Here is a 20,147-nt window from a genome sequence, read left to right as displayed (position 1 = left end):
GCGCGACTTTTGGGGAGAGGCTAACCTGGCGCAGCCAAGAAGGACGATCCTGATCTGCTCGTGCGAAGACACGATGCGCCTCGATACGGGCGCCATCGGGCGCGGATGCCCCGACAGCGAGATTGCCGCCTTCCGGCACCTCTGCGGCCCCGAGCTCGATCATTTTCGCAAGGCGACCGCGACGGCAGGCTCGCTGACGGTTGCCTGCACGCATAAGGCCGCGCTGTTTGCCGAGGAATCCGCCGGGCGTTCCGATCCGATCGCGTTCGTGAACGTGCGCGAGGCGGCCGGCTGGTCCAGCGAGGGACCGCAGGCCGGGCCGAAAATGGCCGCGCTGCTCGCGGCGGCTTCCGTGCCCACGCCGCAATTTCAATTCGTCAGCCTGTCGAGCGAAGGCGTCATCCTGATCTATGGACGCGACGAAGCGACGATCGAGGCCGGCAGGTTGCTGGCCGATCACCTTGATGTGACGGTCATGCTGAAAACGCCCGGCGACGTCACGCCTCCCGCCACGGATTTCCCTGTCGTGAGGGGAACGATCCGCAACGCGAAAGGGCATTTTGGCGCCTTCGAGCTTTCGGTGGATGACTACGCGCCGCCTCGCCCCTCCTCACGCGATCGCTTCATCTTCGAGACCTCCCGGAGCGGCGTGACATCGCGCTGCGACCTCCTGCTGGATATCTCGGGCGACGCTCCGCTGTTTCCGGCCCATGATCTGCGCGACGGCTATCTGCGCGCCGATCCCGGCGATCCGGCCGCGATGCTGCGCGCCGTACTGAAGGCGCGAGATCTCGTCGGCAGTTTCGACAAGCCGAAATATGTCGACTTCTCCGCCGAGCTCTGCGCGCACTCGCGCTCCAAACTGACCGGCTGCCACCGCTGCCTGGATCTGTGCCCGACCGGCGCGATCACGCCGGCCGGCGATCACGTCAGCATCAACGCGGAGATCTGCGCCGGATGCGGACAATGCGCCGCCGCGTGCCCGACCGGTGCGGCCGCCTACGCGCTGCCGCCCGCCGACACACAGCTTCACCGGTTGCGCGCGATGCTGCTGGCCTATCGCGATGCCGGCGGCGTCCGCCCGATCGTGCTGATCCACGACGGCCAACACGGCACGCCGCTGATCGACGCGCTGGCGCGCCATGGCGACGGCTTGCCGGCGAACGTGCTTCCCTTCGCTGTCAACGAGATCACCCAGGTCGGACTCGAGGCCATCGTCGCGGCCTTTGCCTATGGCGCGGCGAATGTGCGCTTTCTGCTGCGGGCAAGGCCTCAGCACGACGTGACCGGATTGTATCAGACGATCGCTACCGCCGCTTCTATCATTTCTGGCCTTGGGTTCGCAGGTCCGCGCATAACCGCGATCGAGACCGACGATCCGGATGTGATGGGCGAAGCGCTCCGAGCGATCGAACCGGTCGCGACAGTCGACACACCCGCGACCTTCAAGACGGTGGGAAAGCGACGGGATCTGCTGCAGTTCGCCTTGAGCGAACTGCACCGCCTCGCCCCGGCGCCGACGGATGTGATCGCGTTGCCCGAGGGTGCGCCGCTCGGCGCAGTCAGCATCAACGTCGACGGTTGTACACTTTGCCTGTCCTGTGTCTCAGCCTGTCCGACCGGCGCGCTACGCGATGACCCGGAACGCCCGGTCCTGAAATTCGTCGAAAGCGCCTGCGTCCAATGCGGCCTGTGCCAGAGCACGTGCCCCGAGAAGGTCATCACGCTCAAGCCGCAGATCGACTTCCGGGCCAGCCGGGCGCCCGCACAAATCATCAAGGAAGAAGAGCCCGCGCTTTGCGTTCAGTGCGGCAAGCCGTTCGGCGTCAAGAGCACCATCGATCGGATCGCGGCGAAGCTCGAGGGCCGGCACTGGATGTACCCGGCCGGCGACAGGCGCCTCGATGTGCTACGCATGTGCGCCGACTGTCGTGTCGTCGCGATGAGCGAGCAACAATTCGACCCGTTCAAGGGGGTTCCGGAACGCGCGCCGCCCCGTACGACGGAAGACTATTTGCGCGAACGAGAAAACAAGGACTAGGACGAGGACTTTCCGAATAAGCCGCCAGCTCCAGGGATAACGAACCAAGGACGCGAACGATGTCTCGCATCACCACCGTTTCATTGACCTTCATTGTTGCCATGACTCTTGCCGGCGGCACCCTGCCCGCCGCCGCCGCTCCTCTCACCAAAGCTGAAAAGGTCGCCCTGAAGCAGGCGATCGTTGCCTGCAAGGCGGAGGCGAAGGGCAAGAAAATCGCGTGGCTGTCGCGCCGGAAATACGTCAACCACTGCGTCGCTGAAGCTCTCAAGGAGCATCCCAACATCGACGTGATTGGAATCCTCAAGAACCATCCGGAGATGAAGGATCTCCCGATGGAAAATTGGGATTCGATTTAGACAACCAAGCCGGTCGAGAAGCCCGCTCTTCCTGGCGGCCTCTTCCAGCGGAAGACCGGATCATTTCGACGTCGCGCGCGTCAGGAAGTCCGTCAGCGCGCGGCGGTCCTCGGCCGAACCGATGCGCTGCTCCGGCATCTTGGTGCCGGGCGTGTAGGCGCTCGGGCCGATCTCGAACAGCTTCGCGACGGTCTCGGGCGACCAGACGATGTCCATCCTCTTCAGCGCGTCGGAGAACTGGTAGCCAGGCAGCGACGCGATCTTTCGGCCATACAATCCGGCGAGCGAGGGACCGGCGCGCGGAACCTCCCGCTGCGACAGCGTATGGCATGCGACGCACGCCCTGAACACGTCGGCACCTTGATCTCCCGCATAGGCCGCGAGCGGATCGGCGGTCGTGCCCGACAGGCTCGCCCCGATGGGATTGCCGGTGCGCGCATTCCAGCGCCGTATCTTCCCATCCGCACCGGCCGTCAGCAGAGTTTCGCCGTCGGGCAAGAATGCAGCAGACCAGACCGGAAGGCCCGGTCCGACCAGGGTGCGCAGCACGCTGCGTGCCTTGCGATCGATGATTGCCACGGTCCCGCCGATGCCTGCGGCAGCGATCAACGCTCCGTCTCGCGAGCTTGCCAATGCCACGATCGGCGTGGGAGCGGCCTGGACCTCGCCAATCGGCGCACCATCCGATGTCAGCATGCGCACCTTGCCGTCCGCAGCTCCAGTCACGATCTCGCCGTCAGGCTCGACGGCAACTGCGTTCAGCGGCGATGGCATGGTGACGACCTCGGGAGCGCCCGCCGGCAAGCTCCAGATCCTGAGCGTGAGATCATAGCCGACGCTGACGACCGTTCGTCCGTCGGCGCCAAAGGCGACACCGTTGACGTTTTGGGAATGGCCTTCCAGGACGGATTGAGTCCCCTCCGGCAACGACCACAACCGGACGGTATGGTCCCAGGACGCAGATGCAAGCATGGACCCGTCCGGCGAGACCGCGAGTGCGGCGATCGGCCCGCGATGACCTTCCAGCACCTGATCCGGCTCTTGGCGCCCGGCCGTCCAGACGGCGATCCGCCCGTCCGCGCCCGCCGTCGCCATCCTTCCGTCGTTCAGCAAGGCGACTGCATTGACGGCGTCCGAATGAAATCGGAGCACTTGCTCCGCCGCGTCCGTGGCGAGCGACCACCGGATCGCAGCAGTATCGAAACTCCCCGAAAGAGCCGTCTTGCCATCGTTGGAGATTGTGATCGCACGCACAGGCCCGCCGTGGCCGGCCAGCTGGGCACGGGCGGGCGACAATGGGGCAATTGGCCACGCTGCCAAGGAAGCTGCGAAGGAAGCGGTGCAGATCAGAAAGCCCAGACGCATTCCCACTCCGATGCGATCTGAAGGAGGATGTGCCGGTCATCCTGCACGAATTGACCATCGGAGCGAAAGGCCCTGCTTCCCGCGCTCTATTTCTCGGGTGCGACAATCGTCTTGTCCGATCCTTCGGGCGCGGCTTGCATCCCCGGCGGACTTTGACCTTGCGGACTTTCCGCAGGAGCACCACCGGATTGGGTATTGATCGGCCCGGTCCAACCTTGCGGCTGCAATTGGCCTTTGTCCTCGCCGACTGTTCGCCCTGCGGCCGCGCCGGGTGGACCAGCCTTCGGCTCCTCCGATTGAGCAGGTGCGAAACCAGAGCTCGCTAGAACCGCCGCGAAAGCTAAAATGGAACACCGCCGCACCCGAACCTCCCATTCGATTGATCCAGCTCAACAATGGAAAATCTGCTCCGTTCCATGTTCAAACAATCCCGGATTGAACCGACCGGCCCGGGGCCTAGGCTATCGGCAAGGACATCAAAGGTGATGGGCATGCAAATACGACCCAGGACGTATCTGCAGGTACTTTCGCGGTTGCGGGCACTTCGCACATCTTTGTCGCCTGATGACGCCCCGACGGCCCGCGAAACCTCCCCAACACTCCTCCTCATCGCGGTCGTGCTGGCGCTGCTGTTGGCGATGCTTGAGGTGGACCTACATGGTGTCGAATTGCAGTCGTTGGGATTGACGGGAGGTCCATTCCCGGTCGATCCAATCTTTCAGAGCCCGTGAGCAAGAACCTTCCATTGATTCGGCGCGAGACTCTTCTGGTGAACTGCATTCAACCTGCAGCATCCATCCTGACCGCTATTTGGCCGGACGGCTGCCAGGGCTCTCGAAATAGGGCGCCGCTCATCAACAGCATTGCTGAATCGCTGGCTGGGGCGGGAGGGATCGAACCTCCGAATGGCGGAATCAAAATCCGCTGCCTTACCGCTTGGCTACGCCCCAACAGACGACGGACGGGATGGCGAAGGACTGGCCGCCGCAGATTCCCTCCGATCGCAGCCGGTCTATAGGGAGCGGCGCGGCATTTCAACCGCCTGGAGGGGCAAAATACCGCTGGCCCGGGGACCGGCCGCGCCACACTCTATTATAGGGCCGGGGGACCGGCAGGAGGCGTTCCGCCCATTGAGACCTCCCCCGTTTCATGGGAATACGGCGCCAATATTTGTCCACGGGAGTGAACCATGACCTACCGCGCGCCGATCAATGACATGCTGCTGTCGCTCAACCATGGCGCCGGCCTGAAGGCTGCCGTGGAGGCCGGTCATTACGGCGATTTCGATACGGACATTGCCGCGGCCGTGCTGGAGGAAGCCGGCAAGTTCGCAACCGACGTGCTGGCGCCGCTCAACAAGGTCGGCGACGAGCACGGCATCAAGCTGGACGCCGGCAAGGTCACGACCGCGCCGGGCTGGCCGGACGCCTACAAGCGCTGGACCGAAGGCGGCTGGAACGCTGTGTCCGGCCCGGAAGATTTCGGCGGCCAGGGCCTGCCGATCGCGATCAACGCCGCCTGCACCGAGATCTGGAGCGCGGCCAACGTCGCCTTCGGCCTCTGCCCGCTGCTGACGGCCTCGGCGATCGAAGCACTGGATGCCCATGGCAGTGACGAGCTGAAGGCCATCTATCTCGAAAAGCTCGTCTCCGGCGAATGGACCGGCACGATGCAGCTGACCGAGCCGCAGGCCGGCTCCGACGTCGGCGCGCTGCGGACCCGCGCCGAGAAGCAGGCCGACGGCACCTATCGCATCAAGGGGACGAAGATATTCATCACCTATGGTGAGCACGACATGACCGACAACATCGTGCATTTCGTGCTGGCGCGTCTGCCGGACGCGCCCGCTGGCACCAAGGGGATTTCTCTCTTTCTTGTTCCCAAATTCATGGTCAACGCCGACGGCTCGCTCGGCGCGCGCAACGACATCTTTGCCAGCGGCGTCGAGCACAAGCTCGGCATGCATGCCTCGCCCACCTGCACCATGACCATGGGCGACCATGGCGGCGCGATCGGCTTTTTGATCGGCGAAGAGAACCAGGGCATGCGCTGCATGTTCACGATGATGAACCAGGCCCGCCTCGGCGTCGGCCTGGAAGGCGTCGGCGTTGCCGACCGCGCCTATCAGCAGGCGCTGTCTTACGCGCAGGAGCGCCGCCAAGGCCGCGCCGTCGGCAAGAAGGGCGACGGCTCGGACGCGATCTTCGTGCATCCCGACGTCAAGCGCATGCTGATGCGGATGCGGGCGCAGACCGCCGCCGCGCGCACCATCTGCTATGCCACCGCGGTCGCGATCGACGTCTCGACCCGCGCCAAAGACCCGAAGGTGCGAGCCGATGCCGCCGCGCGCGCCGCGCTGCTGACGCCGATGGCCAAGGGCTATTCCACCGACATCGGCAACGAGGTCGCCTATCTCGGCGTGCAGATCCATGGCGGCATGGGTTTCATCGAGGAGACCGGCGCTGCGCAGCATTATCGCGATGCGCGCATCACCGCGATCTACGAGGGCACCAACGGCATCCAGGCGATCGACCTCGTCACGCGCAAGCTGGCGGCGAACGGCGGCGCCTCGGTGTGGGCGCTGCTCGACGAGCTCGCAGCCACCGTCAAGCAGGTCGAGGCCTCCAACGATCCCGCCTTCGGCACCACGGGTCCGAAATTGCGGGAAGCACTCGATGCGTTGACGCGCAGCAGCAAATGGCTGCTGGAGCGCGTGACGTCCGCGCCGAACGAGGCGCTCGCCGGCGCGACGCCCTATCTGCAGCAATTCGGCGCCACGCTCGGCGGCTGCCTGCTCGCCTCCGAGGCACTGGCCGCGAAAGCCGAGGGCAACACGGACGCCGCGCGCTACGTCTCGCTGGCGCGCTTCTTTGCCGAGAACATCACCGTGCAGGCGCCCGCGCTCGAACGCACGGTGACCGAGAGCGCGGAGTCGGTTGCGGCGGCGGATGCGGTGCTGCTGGGGTAAGCCGCGTCCGCGGCACGAGAGGCTATCCCGCCCACAACCGCCGGCTTTCTCCAAATATCGTCGTCAATCGTCGCAATGCGCGGCGGTGCCCCTTGCGGAAATTGGCGCCGAAAAGCTTGACCCAGCGCATTGGCACGCCTGCGGGATGATGTAGGCTGATGCCCGGCGAGACTCGCGAAGCTGCGAGCGCAGGGAGTTCTCATGGCGAATGGCAATATCGTCGTCACCGAGGAGCGCGGAACACGCGTGATCACCCTGCGCCGTCCGGGCAAGAAGAACGCGATCACCCAGCACATGTACCGGGAGATGAGCCGCGCGATCGACACCGCGCAGAACAACCCCGATATCCGCTGCATGATCATCACCGGCGGCTCCGGCGTGTTCACCGCCGGCGACGACATCGACGATTTCATGCAAGCCGACACGTCGCGCCCCGAGACGCTGTCCGAAGGCGCCAAGTTTCTCTATTCGCTCGCCCTCAACGTCAAGCCGATCATCGCGGCCGTCGACGGCGCCTCGATCGGCATGGGCACCGTGATGCTGTTCCACTGCGACTACGTGCTCGCCTCGAATGCCGCGACCTTTTCCGCACCCTATATCCATCTCGGCCTGGTGCCGGTCGGCGCAGCCAGCCTCTTGATGCCGAACACGATGGGCTATCAGCGCGCCTTTGCCATGCTGGTGATGGGGCGGACCTTCTCCGCCGCGGAGGCCCATGCCGCCGGCTTCGTCAACACCGTGGTGTCGCCGGGACATACGGAGGTCGAGGCGCGCAAGGTGGCGCGCGATATCTGCCGCCTGCCGGCCGAGGCGGTCGCAACCTCGCGCAAGCTGCTGCGCGCGCCGGCCGAAGACCTCACCCGCCGCATCGACCAGGAAGGCCATCTGTTCGGCGAGCGGCTGAAGTCGGACGAAGCGGTGGCGGCGTTCAACGCGTTCGCGAACCGGAAGAAACGGTAGGAGTTCTCTCTTCCCCTCTCCCCTTGTGGGAGAGGGTGGCCCGCCGCGATAGCGGCGAGACGGGTGAGGGGTTGTCTCCGCGAGCACATCTCACTCCGTCATTCGCGGATAGAACCCCTCATCCGGCGCTTCGCGCCACCTTCTCCCACAGGGGGAGAAGGAAGAAAGCGCGGCTCGTTCACGACAATGCTTCGTGAAATCTTCGCGCGGACCGACTAATCTGGTTCCATGCGATACCGATCCGTCCTTGCCGCTCTCGCTCTCGCCTGCGCCCTCCCCGCCTCGGCCCAGACCGCCGCCCCCGTCGAGTTGCGCATCCTCGCGATCAACGATTTCCACGGCCATCTGCGGCCGCCGCCGGGCGGCATTCGCATCAGCGATCCCGAGGACAAAGGCAAGAAGGTGATGGTCGCGGCCGGCGGTGCCGAATACATGGCGACGCTGGTCAAGCAGCTGCGCGAAGGGCACAAGAACACGATCTTCGTCGCGGCCGGCGACCTGATCGGCGCGAGCCCGTTCCTGTCGGCGATGTTTCACGACGAGCCGTCGATCGAGGCGCTGTCGATGATGGGACTTGCGATCACTTCGGTCGGCAATCACGAATTCGACGAGGGCAAGACCGAGCTGCTCAGGATGCAGAACGGCGGCTGCCATCCGGTCGACGGGTGCCAGGGACCACATCCCTTCACCGGCGCCAAATTCCGCTATCTCGCCGCGTCCACCGTGGAGACCGCGACCGGTCAAAGCGTGCTGCCGCCCTATGAGATCCGCGAATTCGACGGCATTCCCGTCGCCTTCATCGGGCTGACCTTGAAGGAGACCGCGGGCATCGTATCACCCGCTGGCATCGCCGGGCTCGAATTCCGCGACGAGGCCGAGACGGTGAACGCCCTGGTGCCGCAGCTGAAGGCGCGCGGTGTCGAGGCGATCGTGGTGCTGATCCACCAGGGCGGCGAGCCCGCCGGCGACTACAACGAATGCCCGGGCATCACCGGGCCGATCGTCGATATCGTCAAGAAGTTCGACCGCGCCGTCGACGTCGTCGTCAGCGGCCATACCCACCGCGCCTATGTCTGCGATATTGACGGACGGCTCGTCACCAGCGGCGACAAATACGGCACGCTGGTCACAGCGATCGATCTCAGGCTCGATCCTGTGACCCGCGATATCGTCAGCGCCAGGGGCGAGAACGTCATCGTCGCCAACGCGTCGCTGGCGAAGGATCCCGAGCAGACCGCGCTGATCGACGCCTATGACAGGGTATCCGCGCCGATCGCCAACCGGCCAGCGGGATCGGTGACGCAGACGCTGTCGCGCGTGCCGAATGAAGCCGGCGAGAGCGCGCTCGGCGACGTCATCGCGGACGCGCAGCTTGCCGCGACCAGGTCGGCCCAGGATGGCAGCGCTGTCATCGCGCTCACCAATCCCGGCGGAATACGCACCGACATCGTGCCGAAGGAGAACGGCGCGATATCCTTCGGCGACGTCTTCGCCAGCCAGCCGTTCCGCAACCGCCTCGTCACGATGACGCTGACCGGCAGCCAGCTCAAGGACATGCTGGAGCAGCAATGGCTCGACCCGAAGCGGCCGCGGATCCTCCAGGTCTCGGACGGATTCAGCTATGCCTGGGATGCGTCCAAGCCATTCGGCGAGCGCGTGATCCCCGAGAGGATGATGCTGAGCGGCCGGCCGATCGAACCTGGAAGCGGCTACCGCGTCACCCTCAATGATTACCTCGCCGTCGGCGGCGACGGCTTTACCGTCGCCAAACAGGGCACCTCGCCGCAATATGGCGGCTACGACGCGGACGCGCTGTTCGCGTTCTTCCGGGCGCACGGGCCGATCGGTCCGTTACCGCCCACCCGCATCCTGCGGGTGAATTGATCCGGATCAAGCGGGCCGCCGTTTGCCATTTTCCCCCAAGTGCCTAGATTGGGTTTTGCATTGCGTTTTGGCGCCGGATACGCCAAGCGACGCCGAGAGTCCGCATCCCATGAGGCCGAGCTGATGAGCACGCTTCTCCTGTCCCACAAGGCCTGCCTCGACCATGTGACGCCGCCGGGACATCCCGAAAGGCCGGACCGGCTGCGTGCCGTGGAGGAAGCGCTGTCGCATGAGCGCTTCCAGTTCCTGGTGCGCGACCAGGCGCCGGAGGGCGACCTCGATCTCGTCACGCTCTGCCACAACGAGCATTACGTCACCGAGCTGCGCCACATCGCGCCGACCAGCGGCCAGGTCTATATCGACGGCGACACCTCGATGTCCCCCGGCACCTGGGAAGCTGTGATGCGCGGCGTCGGCGGCGCGGTCGCGGCGACCGAAGCGGTGATGGCGGGCGAGCATCGCAACGCCTTCGTCGCGGTGCGCCCGCCCGGACATCACGCCGAGATCGGCAAGCCGATGGGCTTCTGCTTCTTCGACAACGTCGCGATCGCCGCGCGGCACGCGCAACGCAAATTCGGCATCAAGCGCGCGGCCATCGTCGATTTCGACGTGCATCACGGCAACGGCACGCAGGACATCTTCTGGTCCGATCCCACCGTGATGTACTGCTCGACGCATCAGATGCCGCTGTTTCCGGGCACCGGCGCCAAGAGCGAGCGCGGCGATCACGACACCATCGTCAACGCGCCGCTCGCATCCGAGGACGGCGGGCCGGAATTCCGCTCTGCGTTCGAGAATTTGATCCTGCCGCAGCTCGAAAAATTCAGCCCCGAGCTTGTGGTCATCTCCGCCGGCTTCGACGCGCATTACCGCGATCCGCTGGCCTCGCTGAATCTGCGCGCCGAGGACTATGCCTGGGTCACGCGCAAGCTGATGGACCTCGCCGACAAGACCGCGGGAGGACGCGTTGTGTCGGTGCTCGAGGGCGGCTATGACCTGCAAGGACTGAAAGAATCTGTTACGGCGCATGTCGGCGCCCTGATGGGCGCTTGACGCACCCGCCACATTAAGCCCGCAAAACCCGCCTTCACTGTGGGCTGAGCGAATCGGGCAATCGGAAACGGATATGGCCGAAAACACCCAAGTCGACGTCTCCCGCCTCACCTTCGAGCGCGCGATCGAGGAACTCGAGACGATCGTGAAGCGGCTCGAGGATGGCAAGGTGCCGCTCGAGGAATCCGTGTCGATCTATGAGCGCGGCGAGGCGCTGAAGCGCCGCTGTGAGGAATTGCTGCGCCAGGCCGAGGCGCGCGTCGACAAGATCACCACCGATGCCAGCGGCCAGGCCGCCGGCACGGCACCGCTCGACGTCCAGTAGGCCGGGCCCTTGCGTCTCCCCTGAGAGAGTTGGTTTGAAATTTCCTCGCGCAGGGGCGCGGCCGGTCGTATCCTTTCGTGATCGCACGCTGGCTGGGGGTGCGGTTCCATCCGGGCGGGCCCGACATTGTCCGTGCCGAATCCGCGCTCAGCGGGTGAAAAGCCACCTCATTCGGGGTAAAAAGCCTGCCGAAGGACCGGGAGACCAGGAACCCTCGGTCCCGGACCGCAGTTAACCACTCTGGCCCGGCGGTTGCATCTGCATACCCCTAATCGGTCCGGCGGGTTGGCTTTGGCCCAAGCTTTGGTGTAAAGCTGCGCGGAGTGTGGCTTTTTGCAAGCCTTGCGTGGGCAGAGAATTCCGACGACAAGCGCTTCAAACTGCTAATGAAATTGGCTGGGACGGACGAAGCCGATCTAAGTGACAGGGATCACAGAGACTGAACCGGAGCGCACTTAAGCTTACCTAAGCTTGAAGACGGGGTTGTCAGCTTGAAGAAGAGGCTTGGCCCCATGCAGGTGGCTCCGACGGTTTGAGGACTCGCGCTGCGCCGATATTGTGCAAACCCATCGCGCACCGGAATGACCTTCCGGCGCTGACAAATTGGAAATCGCCGTGAACGCATATAGTAAAACGCCGCTTCTCGACACCATCCGGACGCCGGAAGACCTGCGCAAGCTCAAGGTCGAGCAGGTTCGCCAGGTCGCCGACGAGCTGCGGCAGGAGACCATCGATGCCGTCTCGGTGACCGGCGGTCACTTCGGCGCGGGCCTCGGCGTGGTCGAGCTCACCACCGCGATCCACTACGTCTTCGACACGCCGCGCGACCGGCTGATCTGGGACGTCGGCCATCAGGCCTATCCGCACAAGATCCTCACCGGTCGCCGCGACCGCATCCGCACGCTGCGCACCGGCGGCGGCCTGTCCGGCTTCACCAAGCGCAGCGAGAGCGATTACGATCCGTTCGGCGCGGCGCATTCCTCGACCTCGATCTCTGCCGGCCTCGGCATGGCGGTCGCGCGCGACCTCGCCGGCGGCAACAACAACGTCATCGCCGTGATCGGTGACGGCGCGATGTCGGCCGGCATGGCCTATGAAGCCATGAACAACGCGGGAGCGATGAACTCGCGCCTGATCGTCATCCTCAACGACAACGACATGTCGATCGCGCCGCCGGTCGGCGCCATGAGCGCCTATCTGTCGCGCCTCTACTCCGGCAAGACCTATCGTACGCTGCGTGAGGCCGCCAAGCAGATCAACCAGCGTCTGCCCAAGGTCATCGCCAACCGCGCCAACCGCGTCGAGGAATATTCGCGCGGCTTCATGATGGACGGCGGCACGCTGTTCGAGGAGCTCGGCTTCTACTATGTCGGCCCGATCGACGGCCACAATCTCGACCATCTGCTGCCCGTGCTGAAGAACGTCCGCGACATGGAGACCGGCCCGATCCTGGTCCACGTCGTGACGCAGAAGGGCAAGGGTTACGGTCCGGCGGAAGCGTCCGCCGACAAATACCACGCCGTCGTCAAGTTCGACGTCGCGACGGGCACGCAAGCCAAGTCCAAGCCGAACGCGCCGGCCTATCAGAACGTGTTCGGCCAGAGCCTCGTCAAGGAAGCGCAGAAAGACGACAAGATCGTCGCCATCACCGCGGCGATGCCGTCCGGCACCGGTGTCGACATCTTCAACAAGGCTTTCCCCGACCGCACCTTCGACGTCGGCATCGCCGAGCAGCACGCGGTGACCTTCGCCGCGGGTCTTGCGACCGAAGGCTACAAGCCGTTCTGCGCGATCTACTCGACGTTCCTGCAGCGCGGCTATGACCAGATCGTGCATGACGTCGCGATCCAGAGCCTGCCCGTCCGCTTCGCCATCGACCGCGCCGGCCTCGTCGGCGCCGACGGCGCGACCCATGCCGGCTCGTTCGACAACGCCTATCTCGGCTGCCTGCCCAACATGGTGATCATGGCGGCGGCGGACGAAGCCGAGCTGGTGCACATGGTGGCGACCCAGGTCGCGATCAACGATCGTCCGAGCTCGCTGCGCTATCCGCGCGGCGAAGGCCGCGGCATCGAGATGCCCGAGGTCGGTATTCCGCTCGAGATCGGCAAGGGCCGCATGATCCGTCAGGGCAGCAAGATCGCCCTGCTCTCCTTCGGCACACGCCTCGCCGAATGCGAGAAGGCGGCCGACGAGCTCGCCGCCCATGGCCTCTCGACCTCGATTGCCGACGCACGCTTCATGAAGCCGCTCGACACCGAGCTGGTGCTCAAGCTCGCCCGTGACCACGACGTGCTGATCACTGTCGAGGAAGGCTCGATCGGCGGCTTCGGCTCGCATGTCGCGCAGTTCCTGACCGATCAGGGCGTGCTCGACACCGGCATGGTCAAGTTCCGCTCGATGGTCCTGCCCGACGTGTTCCAGGACCACGACACGCCGGCGGCGATGTACGCCCGCGCCGGTCTCGACGCCAAGGGCATCGTCGCCAAGGTGTTCGAGGCGCTCGGCAAGGACGTCAAGGCCGAGACGGTCAAGCTGGCCTGAGGGCGAGCTTCGACCTTCGGCGAAGCAAGCGCGACTTTCATGAAGATCTATCTGGCAGGGCCTGACGTGTTCCTGCCGGATGCCATCGAGATCGGCCGGCGCAAGGTCGATATCTGCGGTCGCTACGGCCTCACCGGCCTCTATCCCCTCGACAACGCCATCGATCTCGCCGCGCCCGATGCCGCGCGGAAGATTTTCTGCGGCAACGAAGCGATGATGGACGAGGCTGACGCCATCATCGCCAATCTGACGCCGTTCCGCGGCGCCGGTGCCGACCCCGGCACCGTCTACGAGCTCGGCTACATGGCCGGCCGCCGCAAGTTCTGCCTGGCTTATTCCAACGATGGCGCCACCTACGCCGACCGCCTCGGTCGCTTCATGGACGTCACCTCCGAGCACGGGCGGCTGATCGACGCGCAGGGACTGACGGTCGAGGATTTCGGCCTCGTCGACAACCTCATGATGATCCATGCGCTGGAGCTGCACGGTTGCCCGCTGGTGACGCCGGCCACGATGCCGATCGACGTCTGGCGCGATCTCGCCGCGTTCGAGGCTTGCGTCCGGATGGCGGCCGCGCGATTGATGGCTAAGTGAGCGCCAGCCCTGTTCTGGAGAGTCGGTTGTCCCCTGCCCGCAAGCGCGCGGATGTTCTTTTGGTCGAACGCGGCCTGTTCGAGAGCCGGGCGCGGGCGCGGGCGGCGATCGAGGCCGGCCTCGTCACGGCTGACGACAAGCCGGTGGCGAAACCGTCGGAGACGATCGCCGAGGACGCCGTGATCCAGGCCGAGCCAGCACACCCCTATGTCTCGCGCGGCGGCGTCAAGCTTGCCGGCGCGCTGGAGCGCTACAGAATCGAGATCGAGGATCATGTCTGCCTCGACGTCGGCGCCTCCACCGGCGGCTTCACCGAGGTTCTGCTGGCGAACGGTGCGAGCCTGGTGTTCGCCATCGACGTCGGCACCAGCCAGCTGCATCCCTCGCTGCGCGGTCATCCCAAGATCGTGTCGATGGAGGAGACCGACATCCGCGCCTATGACGGCAAACGGCTGCCGGCGCGGCCCGATGTCGTCGTCATCGACGTCAGCTTCATCTCGCTCAAGACGGTGCTGCCGGTGGCGCTCTCCCTCGCCGCTGCGCCGATGAGCCTGCTCGCACTGATCAAGCCGCAGTTCGAGGCGGACAGGAAGCACAACAAGAAGGGAATCGTCCGCGACGCCGCCGTGCACCGGGAGATCTGCGACGACATCGCCGCCTTCGCGGCCTCGCTCGGCTGCACCGACATCGAGGTGTTCCCCTCCTCGATCGCGGGCGGCGACGGCAATATCGAATTCTTCCTGGGCGCGCGCCGTGGTTGAACGTCTCACCATCGACCATGTCGGCCATCGCGGCGACGGTGTCTCGCTCACCACGGGCGATGCGGTCTATGTGCCCTACACGCTCGGCGGCGAGACCGTCGAGGTGGACCACGTCGTGGGTCATCATCCCGATCGACGCAAGCTGCTCGCCGTGGAGATCGCAAGCCCGGAACGCATCGCACCGTTCTGTCCGCATTTCGGCGTCTGCGGCGGCTGCGCCATCCAGCACTGGGCGGCCGAGCCGTACCGCGCCTGGAAGCGCGGCATCGTCGTGGAGACACTGGCGCAGGCCGGCGTCGATTGCGAGGTGGCGTCGCTGGTCGATGCCCATGGCGCCGGCCGCCGGCGCATCACGCTGCACGGCCGCTGCGGCACGCATGACGTCCTCAAGGTGGGCTTCTCCGCGACGAGCTCGCACGACGTCATCCCGATCGATCGCTGCCCGATCCTCGATCCCGCGCTCGATGGCGCGCTCGAGGCCGCCTGGGCGATCGCCGAGCCGTTGACGTCGAAGATGCCGGTGACCAAGCCACTCGACATCCAGGTCACCGCGACCGCCAACGGCCTCGATGTCGACGTGCGCGGCTCCGGCCCGCTGCCGACGCCACTGGTCACGGCGCTGTCCCGCGTCGCCGAGCAGCACCGCCTGGCGCGGCTGACGCGGCACGGCGAATTGGTGCTGCAACGCCTGCCGCCGACGGTGAAGATGGGCCGCGCCGAAGTCACGCTGCCGCCGGGCTCGTTCCTGCAGGCGACCGTAGCGGGCGAGGAAACGCTGGCCGCACTCGTCACCGAGCGCGTCGGCAAGGCCAAGGAGGTTCTCGACCTCTTCTGCGGCGTGGGCCCGTTCGCATTGCGGCTTGCCGAGAAGGCCCGTGTCACCGCCTACGACAACGATGCCGGAGCCGTCGCAGCGCTGGCGAAAGCCGCGCGCACGCCGGGCCTGAAGCCGATCAAAGCCGAGCCGCGCGACCTGTTCCGGCGCCCGCTGGTGCCGCCGGAGCTGCGCGACTTCGATGCCGTCGTGTTCGATCCCCCGCGCCAGGGCGCGCAGGCGCAGGCGCTGAAGCTTGCCGCCAGCAAGGTACCTGTCATCGTGGCGGTGTCCTGCAACGTCGCGACCTTCGCCCGCGACGCGCGGCTCCTGATCGACGGCGGCTATCGGCTGGAAACGGTGATGCCTGTCGACCAGTTCCGCCACACGCCGCATGTGGAGCTGGTGGCGCGGTTCACGCGGCAGACCGCGAGCTCATAATCGAGCGAACGTCCTCCAGGCTTGATGCCAGTCAATCGCGCCGCCGTTCGCTGACGTTAAAGGCGTCCTGCGCAATTCAACGTGGAGCGGACGTTCGTGGTTGACCGACGCCAATTCATCGCGGCCGCGCTCGGACTTTCCGGGGCAGCGATCGACCCTGCTGCAGCTGCGGCCATGACCTACGACGAAGCCGTGAAGACGTCACGGGCTCCGCTGCAGGCCGCGCCGCGGGATCGCGAGCTCGTGCGCTTTGCCACGCTCGCCGCCAACAGCCACAACACCCAGCCGTGGATCTTCTCGGCACGCGGCAACGAGATCACGATTGCACCGGATTTCACGCGCCGCTGTCCGGCCGTCGATCCGGACGATCATCATTTATTCGTCAGCCTCGGCTGCGCCGCCGAGAACCTCATCCTCGCGGCGTCCACGCTGGGCTGGCGCGCCGCCCCGGTCATCGACGGCAACCGGATCGTGATCGCGCTCGAGGAAGCGCCGCCTGCCGCATCGCCTTTGGCGGCCGCGATACCGGTCCGGCAATGCACCCGCGCCGTCTTCGACGGCAGGTCGGCCACGCCCGAGATTTTGCGCCGGCTCGAGGACGCCTGCCGCGAACCTGATGTCACGGCTCTCCTGCTGACCGATCGCGCCGCGATCGCCGGGGTTACCGATTACGTGCTCGAAGGCAATTCGGCGCAAATGCGCGACAAGGCCTTCATGCGCGAGCTCATGAGCTGGATCCGCTTCAACGAGGCGGAGGCGCTCGCAACCATGGACGGGCTGTTCGCGCCCGCCTCGGGAAATCCGTCCCTGCCGTCATGGCTGGCACGGCCGCTGCTGAAATTCTTCTTCACCGAGAGCGGAGAAAACAAGAAGTACCGCGAGCAGCTCGCCAGCTCTTCTGGCGTCGTCGTGCTCGCTGCCGATCGCAGCGACAAGGCGCACTGGATCGCGGTCGGCCGCGCCTGCCAGCGCTTCGGTTTGCAGGCAACCGCGCTCGGACTCAAATATTCCTTCGTCAACCAGCCGGTCGAGGTGGCAGCGTTGAGGCCGCAATTTGCGGCCTCACTTGGTCTTGGCGAACGCCGTCCGGATATCGTGATGCGTTTCGGAACCGGTCCGGACCTGCCGAAATCGCCGCGGCGTCCGCCGGAGCTGGTGATGCGATCCTAACGCCGCAACCCGCTCAATGCCGGCGACTCGCCGGGCAACATGTTCGACCTGATATCGCTGTCCATGCGGCCGGAGTCCTGCTGGATCACGCCGGCCCCGAACGACAGGCTGAGATTGGAGGTCGGCTTGAACTCGATGCCTGCAAATGCGCTGGTGCCGGGCGCTGTGCCGGACGTCAGCGGCGCAACCGAGCTGCCGATACCGCCATTGTATTTCAGCGTGTCGAAGCCGGCGAAGAATGTGACGGGCATGCCGCCCAAGCTCTTGGTGGTGTAGCCGAACTGCGTGCTGTCGTAGGAGAGCGCGCTGAAATTACTGGCAAGCCCGTTCTGATTGAAGCCGGTCTGAGCAAGACCGCTCCAATTGAGGTTGCCGCGCTGGCTGCCGACGAAGAAGCCGTTCGCGAAATTGGTCCGCCCGCTTGCGTCGCCCGCATTGAAGCTGGTGAAGTTGCCGTACGTGTCGGAACTCTGGCCGGCGCCGCCGCTGAGGCCGAAGGGCCCGCCCGGAATCCAATATCTCAGCGGCGCGACCTGCGCATGGACCGGTGCTGCGGCCAGGCAAAGCACCGCGAGCGGAGTTGCCAGACGACGTGACGAGGCGAGGCTGAACATTAAAATCTACCGTCAGAATTTGTAGATTATACCCCTTGAACATCACCAATGCCAGCGGAGCGGCCGTACCAATGTCGCAGCCGCAGGTCTGGCGATTGATCGGTGTGGCGGCTTCGCACAGGGCTGCACGATCTTGCGACAGGGCGACCGACGGGTGAAGGGACCGGCGCAATCCGGCGGCCCGCGGCCGTGAAAGCTATGCCGTCCTGTCCACGGAGGACGATGAATCCGCCGGCGGATATTTCGTCACCGGCACCATGAAGGACTTGGTTCCGACCTGGTAGATGATCTTGCCGTTCTGCCCGTCGTCGGTTGCGATCTGGGCCTGCCCGAACATGATGACGTTCTTGTAGACGTAGCCGGTGCCCTGGCGGGTGACGCCGTCGGTGGTGACGCTGACCTGCGCTTCCTTGCCATTGACGGCCAGGACCTTGAAGCTCGCGCTCTTGCCGTTGTCGGGAGAATAGCCGCCCCAGCTTCCCATGAGGCGACTGTCGGAAGCCGGCGGGGCCTGCTTCTCCAGGTTCGCGGTCTGCTTGCCCGCGCCCCCGAAGGAGAACAGCATCACCATGTTCTTGCCGTCCTTGGTGCCGACCGTGACCCCGCCAAAGGTGATGAGCGTGCCCTGGACCTCGGCAAAGCCACGCTCGGTGTGCCCGTTATGGGTGTATTCGACCTGCGCCCGGGCACCGCGGATGTTCACGACCTTGAAGCCGACGGGCTGATTTCCGTTGCCCACCCAATTGCCCTTCCAGTCGCCGATCAGAGCGCTCTGGTGATACAGGCGCTCGTTGGCTGGCGAAATCTGACTGGTGCTCGATGAGACGATGGCCATTGGATTGCTCGGGGACGGGCCTGACAAACCCGCTTTCGTCCGCCTCGGCAATGTCGGGATGCCGACCGGAAACGAACAGAAACCATGCGATTAGGGACCCGCGCCGGTTAACGAGCCGTTAAACTCAACTGCCGGCTGGATGGGCAAAAGGTCTCAGCCGTGGCCTTCAGCGCCCCCAGCGGTCCGACCAGATCTTCTCGCCGATCAGGCAATTGACTCGCGGCTCCTTGTCCGCAACCCGCATCACCGGACGCTCGGGCGTACGGCCGGCCACCTCCATCAGCAGCTTGGTGCGGATCGCCTCCTTGAACTTGTCGCGATCCTTGATCGTGATGACGAAGGAGCCGGGACCGCCGACGACGCAGTCCTCGTAGTAGAGATCGAGATTGTCGATATCCATGGTCGAATAGGACGGCTCCTTGACCATGATCGGCAGCCCGTTGATGACGATACCCTTCTCCAGCGCGGCATCGCGCGCCACCGTGACCGGGCCGCCATTGTTGTTGGGGCCGTCGCCGGAAATGTCGATGACGCGGCGCAAGCCCCGATAGGGATCCTCGTCGAACAGCGGCATCGCGAACATGATCGCGCCCGAGATCGAGGTGCGCGAGGCGCGCCGGATCGGCGTCTTCATGATCTCGGCGGCGACCGCATCGGCCGTCTCCGGGCCGTCGACCAGCCGCCAGGGAATGATGATCTTCTGGTCGCTCGAGGCGGCCCACTCGAAATAGGTCACCGCGATCCGGCCGTTCGGGCCGAGCTTCAGCGCCTGGAGAAACTCCTTCGACTGGATCGCCTGCGCATAGCCTTCGCGCTGGATCGCGAGCTCGTCCATGTCCATGGAATAGGACACGTCGACCGCGAGGATCAGCTCGACGTCGACCGTCTGCGCGTCTCTGTCGGCCGCAAGCCGCTGCGGTTGCGTTTTGGGCGGCTCGAATTTCGGCCCTGGTGCCGCGATGCCCGCGACGTCCCCTCCGGCAAACATGCCGGCAACCAGTACAGCCCCGATCGAGAACAGCAAGCGCATCGCAGCCTCCCGTCGTATGACGTGATGGTGACATGCAATCGCCTTGCCGCAAAGCGCGAAGATCGTCTGCGCTTCACATTCGAGTTAGGAATTCGCGCATTGCGCAAAGCTGCCACCCCGCTGCCATGCTTGCGCCGTCGAAACACGTGCGATGTGGAGACGCTGTCACGCCCACTTGTCCGACGCGATTTCCGTGCTAGGTTGGCCGCACAGATGGGGATGGAGTCCCCCGACAACCGCCCGGCGGCCTTGAACCCGAATCTTGGACCGTAGTGGGCTGATGACTCCTGCTTGAGGAGGGGCAATCTTTGAGCCTCTGCCTTCGGCGGGAGCATGGACAAACCCGCCGCTGGCGGGTTTTTTGTTGTCTGGGGACAAAGGCGAAGACG

General features: G+C 65.2%; 16 protein-coding genes, 1 tRNA gene and 1 riboswitch. Of the genes, 12 read left to right on the top strand and 5 right to left on the bottom strand.

Annotation, left to right across the window (positions count from 1 at the left end):
* Positions 1-73 precede the first annotated feature (73 nt).
* Both UNPF46_RS26475 and UNPF46_RS26470 read left to right on the top strand, forming a co-directional pair.
* Positions 74-2,041 carry a 4Fe-4S binding protein gene (locus tag UNPF46_RS26475; protein ID WP_142251973.1) on the top strand — a complete coding sequence of 656 codons (1,968 nt, stop codon included), beginning with the start codon at positions 74-76 and terminating at the stop codon, positions 2,039-2,041.
* A gap of 59 nt (positions 2,042-2,100) precedes the next feature.
* Positions 2,101-2,400: a hypothetical protein gene (locus tag UNPF46_RS26470; RefSeq protein ID WP_181770121.1), complete on the top strand. Its 300-nt coding sequence runs from the start codon at positions 2,101-2,103 to the stop codon at positions 2,398-2,400.
* Between the two features lie 60 nt (positions 2,401-2,460).
* On the opposite strand, the gene UNPF46_RS26465 is transcribed toward UNPF46_RS26470, so the two are convergent.
* Together UNPF46_RS26465 and UNPF46_RS26455 are read right to left on the bottom strand one after the other, a co-directional pair.
* A complete protein-coding gene (locus UNPF46_RS26465) occupies positions 2,461-3,765 on the bottom strand; it encodes a c-type cytochrome (RefSeq protein WP_142251960.1) in 1,305 nt (434 codons plus the stop codon).
* Between the two features lie 875 nt (positions 3,766-4,640).
* A tRNA-Gln gene (locus UNPF46_RS26455) sits at positions 4,641-4,715 on the bottom strand.
* Between the two features lie 239 nt (positions 4,716-4,954).
* On the opposite strand from UNPF46_RS26455, the gene UNPF46_RS26450 reads away from it, so the two are divergent.
* From UNPF46_RS26450 to UNPF46_RS26405, 10 genes are all read left to right on the top strand, one after another.
* Positions 4,955-6,733 (top strand): acyl-CoA dehydrogenase family protein, encoded by a 1,779-nt coding sequence (locus UNPF46_RS26450; RefSeq protein ID WP_142251959.1) that lies wholly within the window; start codon positions 4,955-4,957, stop codon positions 6,731-6,733.
* Between the two features lie 201 nt (positions 6,734-6,934).
* Positions 6,935-7,693: an enoyl-CoA hydratase-related protein gene (locus UNPF46_RS26445; RefSeq protein ID WP_100179250.1), complete on the top strand. Its 759-nt coding sequence runs from the start codon at positions 6,935-6,937 to the stop codon at positions 7,691-7,693.
* A gap of 228 nt (positions 7,694-7,921) precedes the next feature.
* Positions 7,922-9,577, top strand: a complete 1,656-nt coding sequence (locus UNPF46_RS26440; RefSeq protein WP_142251958.1) for a bifunctional metallophosphatase/5'-nucleotidase — start codon at positions 7,922-7,924, stop codon at positions 9,575-9,577.
* A gap of 123 nt (positions 9,578-9,700) precedes the next feature.
* Positions 9,701-10,630, top strand: a complete 930-nt coding sequence (locus tag UNPF46_RS26435) for a histone deacetylase family protein (protein ID WP_142251957.1) — start codon at positions 9,701-9,703, stop codon at positions 10,628-10,630.
* Between the two features lie 73 nt (positions 10,631-10,703).
* Entirely contained in the window at positions 10,704-10,955 is a 252-nt protein-coding gene (locus tag UNPF46_RS26430; RefSeq protein WP_100179247.1) for an exodeoxyribonuclease VII small subunit, read from the top strand.
* Between the two features lie 615 nt (positions 10,956-11,570).
* Entirely contained in the window at positions 11,571-13,499 is a 1,929-nt protein-coding gene (dxs, locus tag UNPF46_RS26425; protein ID WP_142251956.1) for a 1-deoxy-D-xylulose-5-phosphate synthase, read from the top strand.
* 39 nt (positions 13,500-13,538) lie between these two features.
* Complete coding sequence (locus UNPF46_RS26420; RefSeq protein ID WP_100179246.1) at positions 13,539-14,093, top strand: nucleoside 2-deoxyribosyltransferase; 555 nt, start codon at positions 13,539-13,541, stop codon at positions 14,091-14,093.
* A gap of 26 nt (positions 14,094-14,119) precedes the next feature.
* On the top strand, positions 14,120-14,854 hold the full coding sequence (locus UNPF46_RS26415) for a TlyA family RNA methyltransferase (protein ID WP_100179245.1): 735 nt from the start codon (positions 14,120-14,122) through the stop codon (positions 14,852-14,854).
* Positions 14,847-16,109 carry a class I SAM-dependent RNA methyltransferase gene (locus tag UNPF46_RS26410; protein WP_142251955.1) on the top strand — a complete coding sequence of 421 codons (1,263 nt, stop codon included), beginning with the start codon at positions 14,847-14,849 and terminating at the stop codon, positions 16,107-16,109. The genes UNPF46_RS26415 and UNPF46_RS26410 overlap by 8 nt, the downstream gene beginning before the upstream one ends.
* A gap of 96 nt (positions 16,110-16,205) precedes the next feature.
* Positions 16,206-17,279 carry an Acg family FMN-binding oxidoreductase gene (locus UNPF46_RS26405; protein WP_246668737.1) on the top strand — a complete coding sequence of 358 codons (1,074 nt, stop codon included), beginning with the start codon at positions 16,206-16,208 and terminating at the stop codon, positions 17,277-17,279.
* Here UNPF46_RS26405 and UNPF46_RS26400 read toward each other — a convergent pair.
* The 3 genes from UNPF46_RS26400 to UNPF46_RS26390 all read right to left on the bottom strand — a co-directional run bounded on the left by UNPF46_RS26400 (position 17,276) and on the right by UNPF46_RS26390 (position 19,758).
* Entirely contained in the window at positions 17,276-17,893 is a 618-nt protein-coding gene (locus UNPF46_RS26400) for a hypothetical protein (protein ID WP_142251953.1), read from the bottom strand. The two genes, UNPF46_RS26405 and UNPF46_RS26400, sit on opposite strands and share 4 nt — an antisense overlap.
* A gap of 196 nt (positions 17,894-18,089) precedes the next feature.
* Entirely contained in the window at positions 18,090-18,728 is a 639-nt protein-coding gene (locus tag UNPF46_RS26395) for a hypothetical protein (RefSeq protein WP_100179241.1), read from the bottom strand.
* 166 nt (positions 18,729-18,894) lie between these two features.
* Complete coding sequence (locus UNPF46_RS26390; RefSeq protein WP_100179240.1) at positions 18,895-19,758, bottom strand: DUF1194 domain-containing protein; 864 nt, start codon at positions 19,756-19,758, stop codon at positions 18,895-18,897.
* Between the two features lie 206 nt (positions 19,759-19,964).
* Positions 19,965-20,055, top strand: a riboswitch (Fluoride riboswitch).
* Positions 20,056-20,147 lie beyond the last annotated feature (92 nt).

This window comes from Bradyrhizobium sp. UNPF46, assembly GCF_006658625.1.
GTDB classification, from domain to species: domain Bacteria; phylum Pseudomonadota; class Alphaproteobacteria; order Rhizobiales; family Xanthobacteraceae; genus Bradyrhizobium; species Bradyrhizobium nitroreducens.
The sequence above is the reverse complement of the archived record's forward strand: the minus strand, read 5'-3'. Positions and strand labels throughout refer to the sequence as shown.

What these genes read in the sequence shown, in the direction of transcription:
- UNPF46_RS26475 (WP_142251973.1), top strand. Translation starts at nt 74, where the DNA reads ATGCGCCTCGATACGGGCGCCATCGGGCGCGGATGCCCCGACAGCGAG.
- UNPF46_RS26470 (WP_181770121.1), top strand. Translation starts at nt 2,101, where the DNA reads ATGTCTCGCATCACCACCGTTTCATTGACCTTCATTGTTGCCATGACT.
- UNPF46_RS26465 (WP_142251960.1), bottom strand. Translation starts at nt 3,765, where the DNA reads ATGCGTCTGGGCTTTCTGATCTGCACCGCTTCCTTCGCAGCTTCCTTG.
- UNPF46_RS26450 (WP_142251959.1), top strand. Translation starts at nt 4,955, where the DNA reads ATGACCTACCGCGCGCCGATCAATGACATGCTGCTGTCGCTCAACCAT.
- UNPF46_RS26445 (WP_100179250.1), top strand. Translation starts at nt 6,935, where the DNA reads ATGGCGAATGGCAATATCGTCGTCACCGAGGAGCGCGGAACACGCGTG.
- UNPF46_RS26440 (WP_142251958.1), top strand. Translation starts at nt 7,922, where the DNA reads ATGCGATACCGATCCGTCCTTGCCGCTCTCGCTCTCGCCTGCGCCCTC.
- UNPF46_RS26435 (WP_142251957.1), top strand. Translation starts at nt 9,701, where the DNA reads ATGAGCACGCTTCTCCTGTCCCACAAGGCCTGCCTCGACCATGTGACG.
- UNPF46_RS26430 (WP_100179247.1), top strand. Translation starts at nt 10,704, where the DNA reads ATGGCCGAAAACACCCAAGTCGACGTCTCCCGCCTCACCTTCGAGCGC.
- UNPF46_RS26420 (WP_100179246.1), top strand. Translation starts at nt 13,539, where the DNA reads ATGAAGATCTATCTGGCAGGGCCTGACGTGTTCCTGCCGGATGCCATC.
- UNPF46_RS26400 (WP_142251953.1), bottom strand. Translation starts at nt 17,893, where the DNA reads ATGTTCAGCCTCGCCTCGTCACGTCGTCTGGCAACTCCGCTCGCGGTG.
- UNPF46_RS26395 (WP_100179241.1), bottom strand. Translation starts at nt 18,728, where the DNA reads ATGGCCATCGTCTCATCGAGCACCAGTCAGATTTCGCCAGCCAACGAG.
- UNPF46_RS26390 (WP_100179240.1), bottom strand. Translation starts at nt 19,758, where the DNA reads ATGCGCTTGCTGTTCTCGATCGGGGCTGTACTGGTTGCCGGCATGTTT.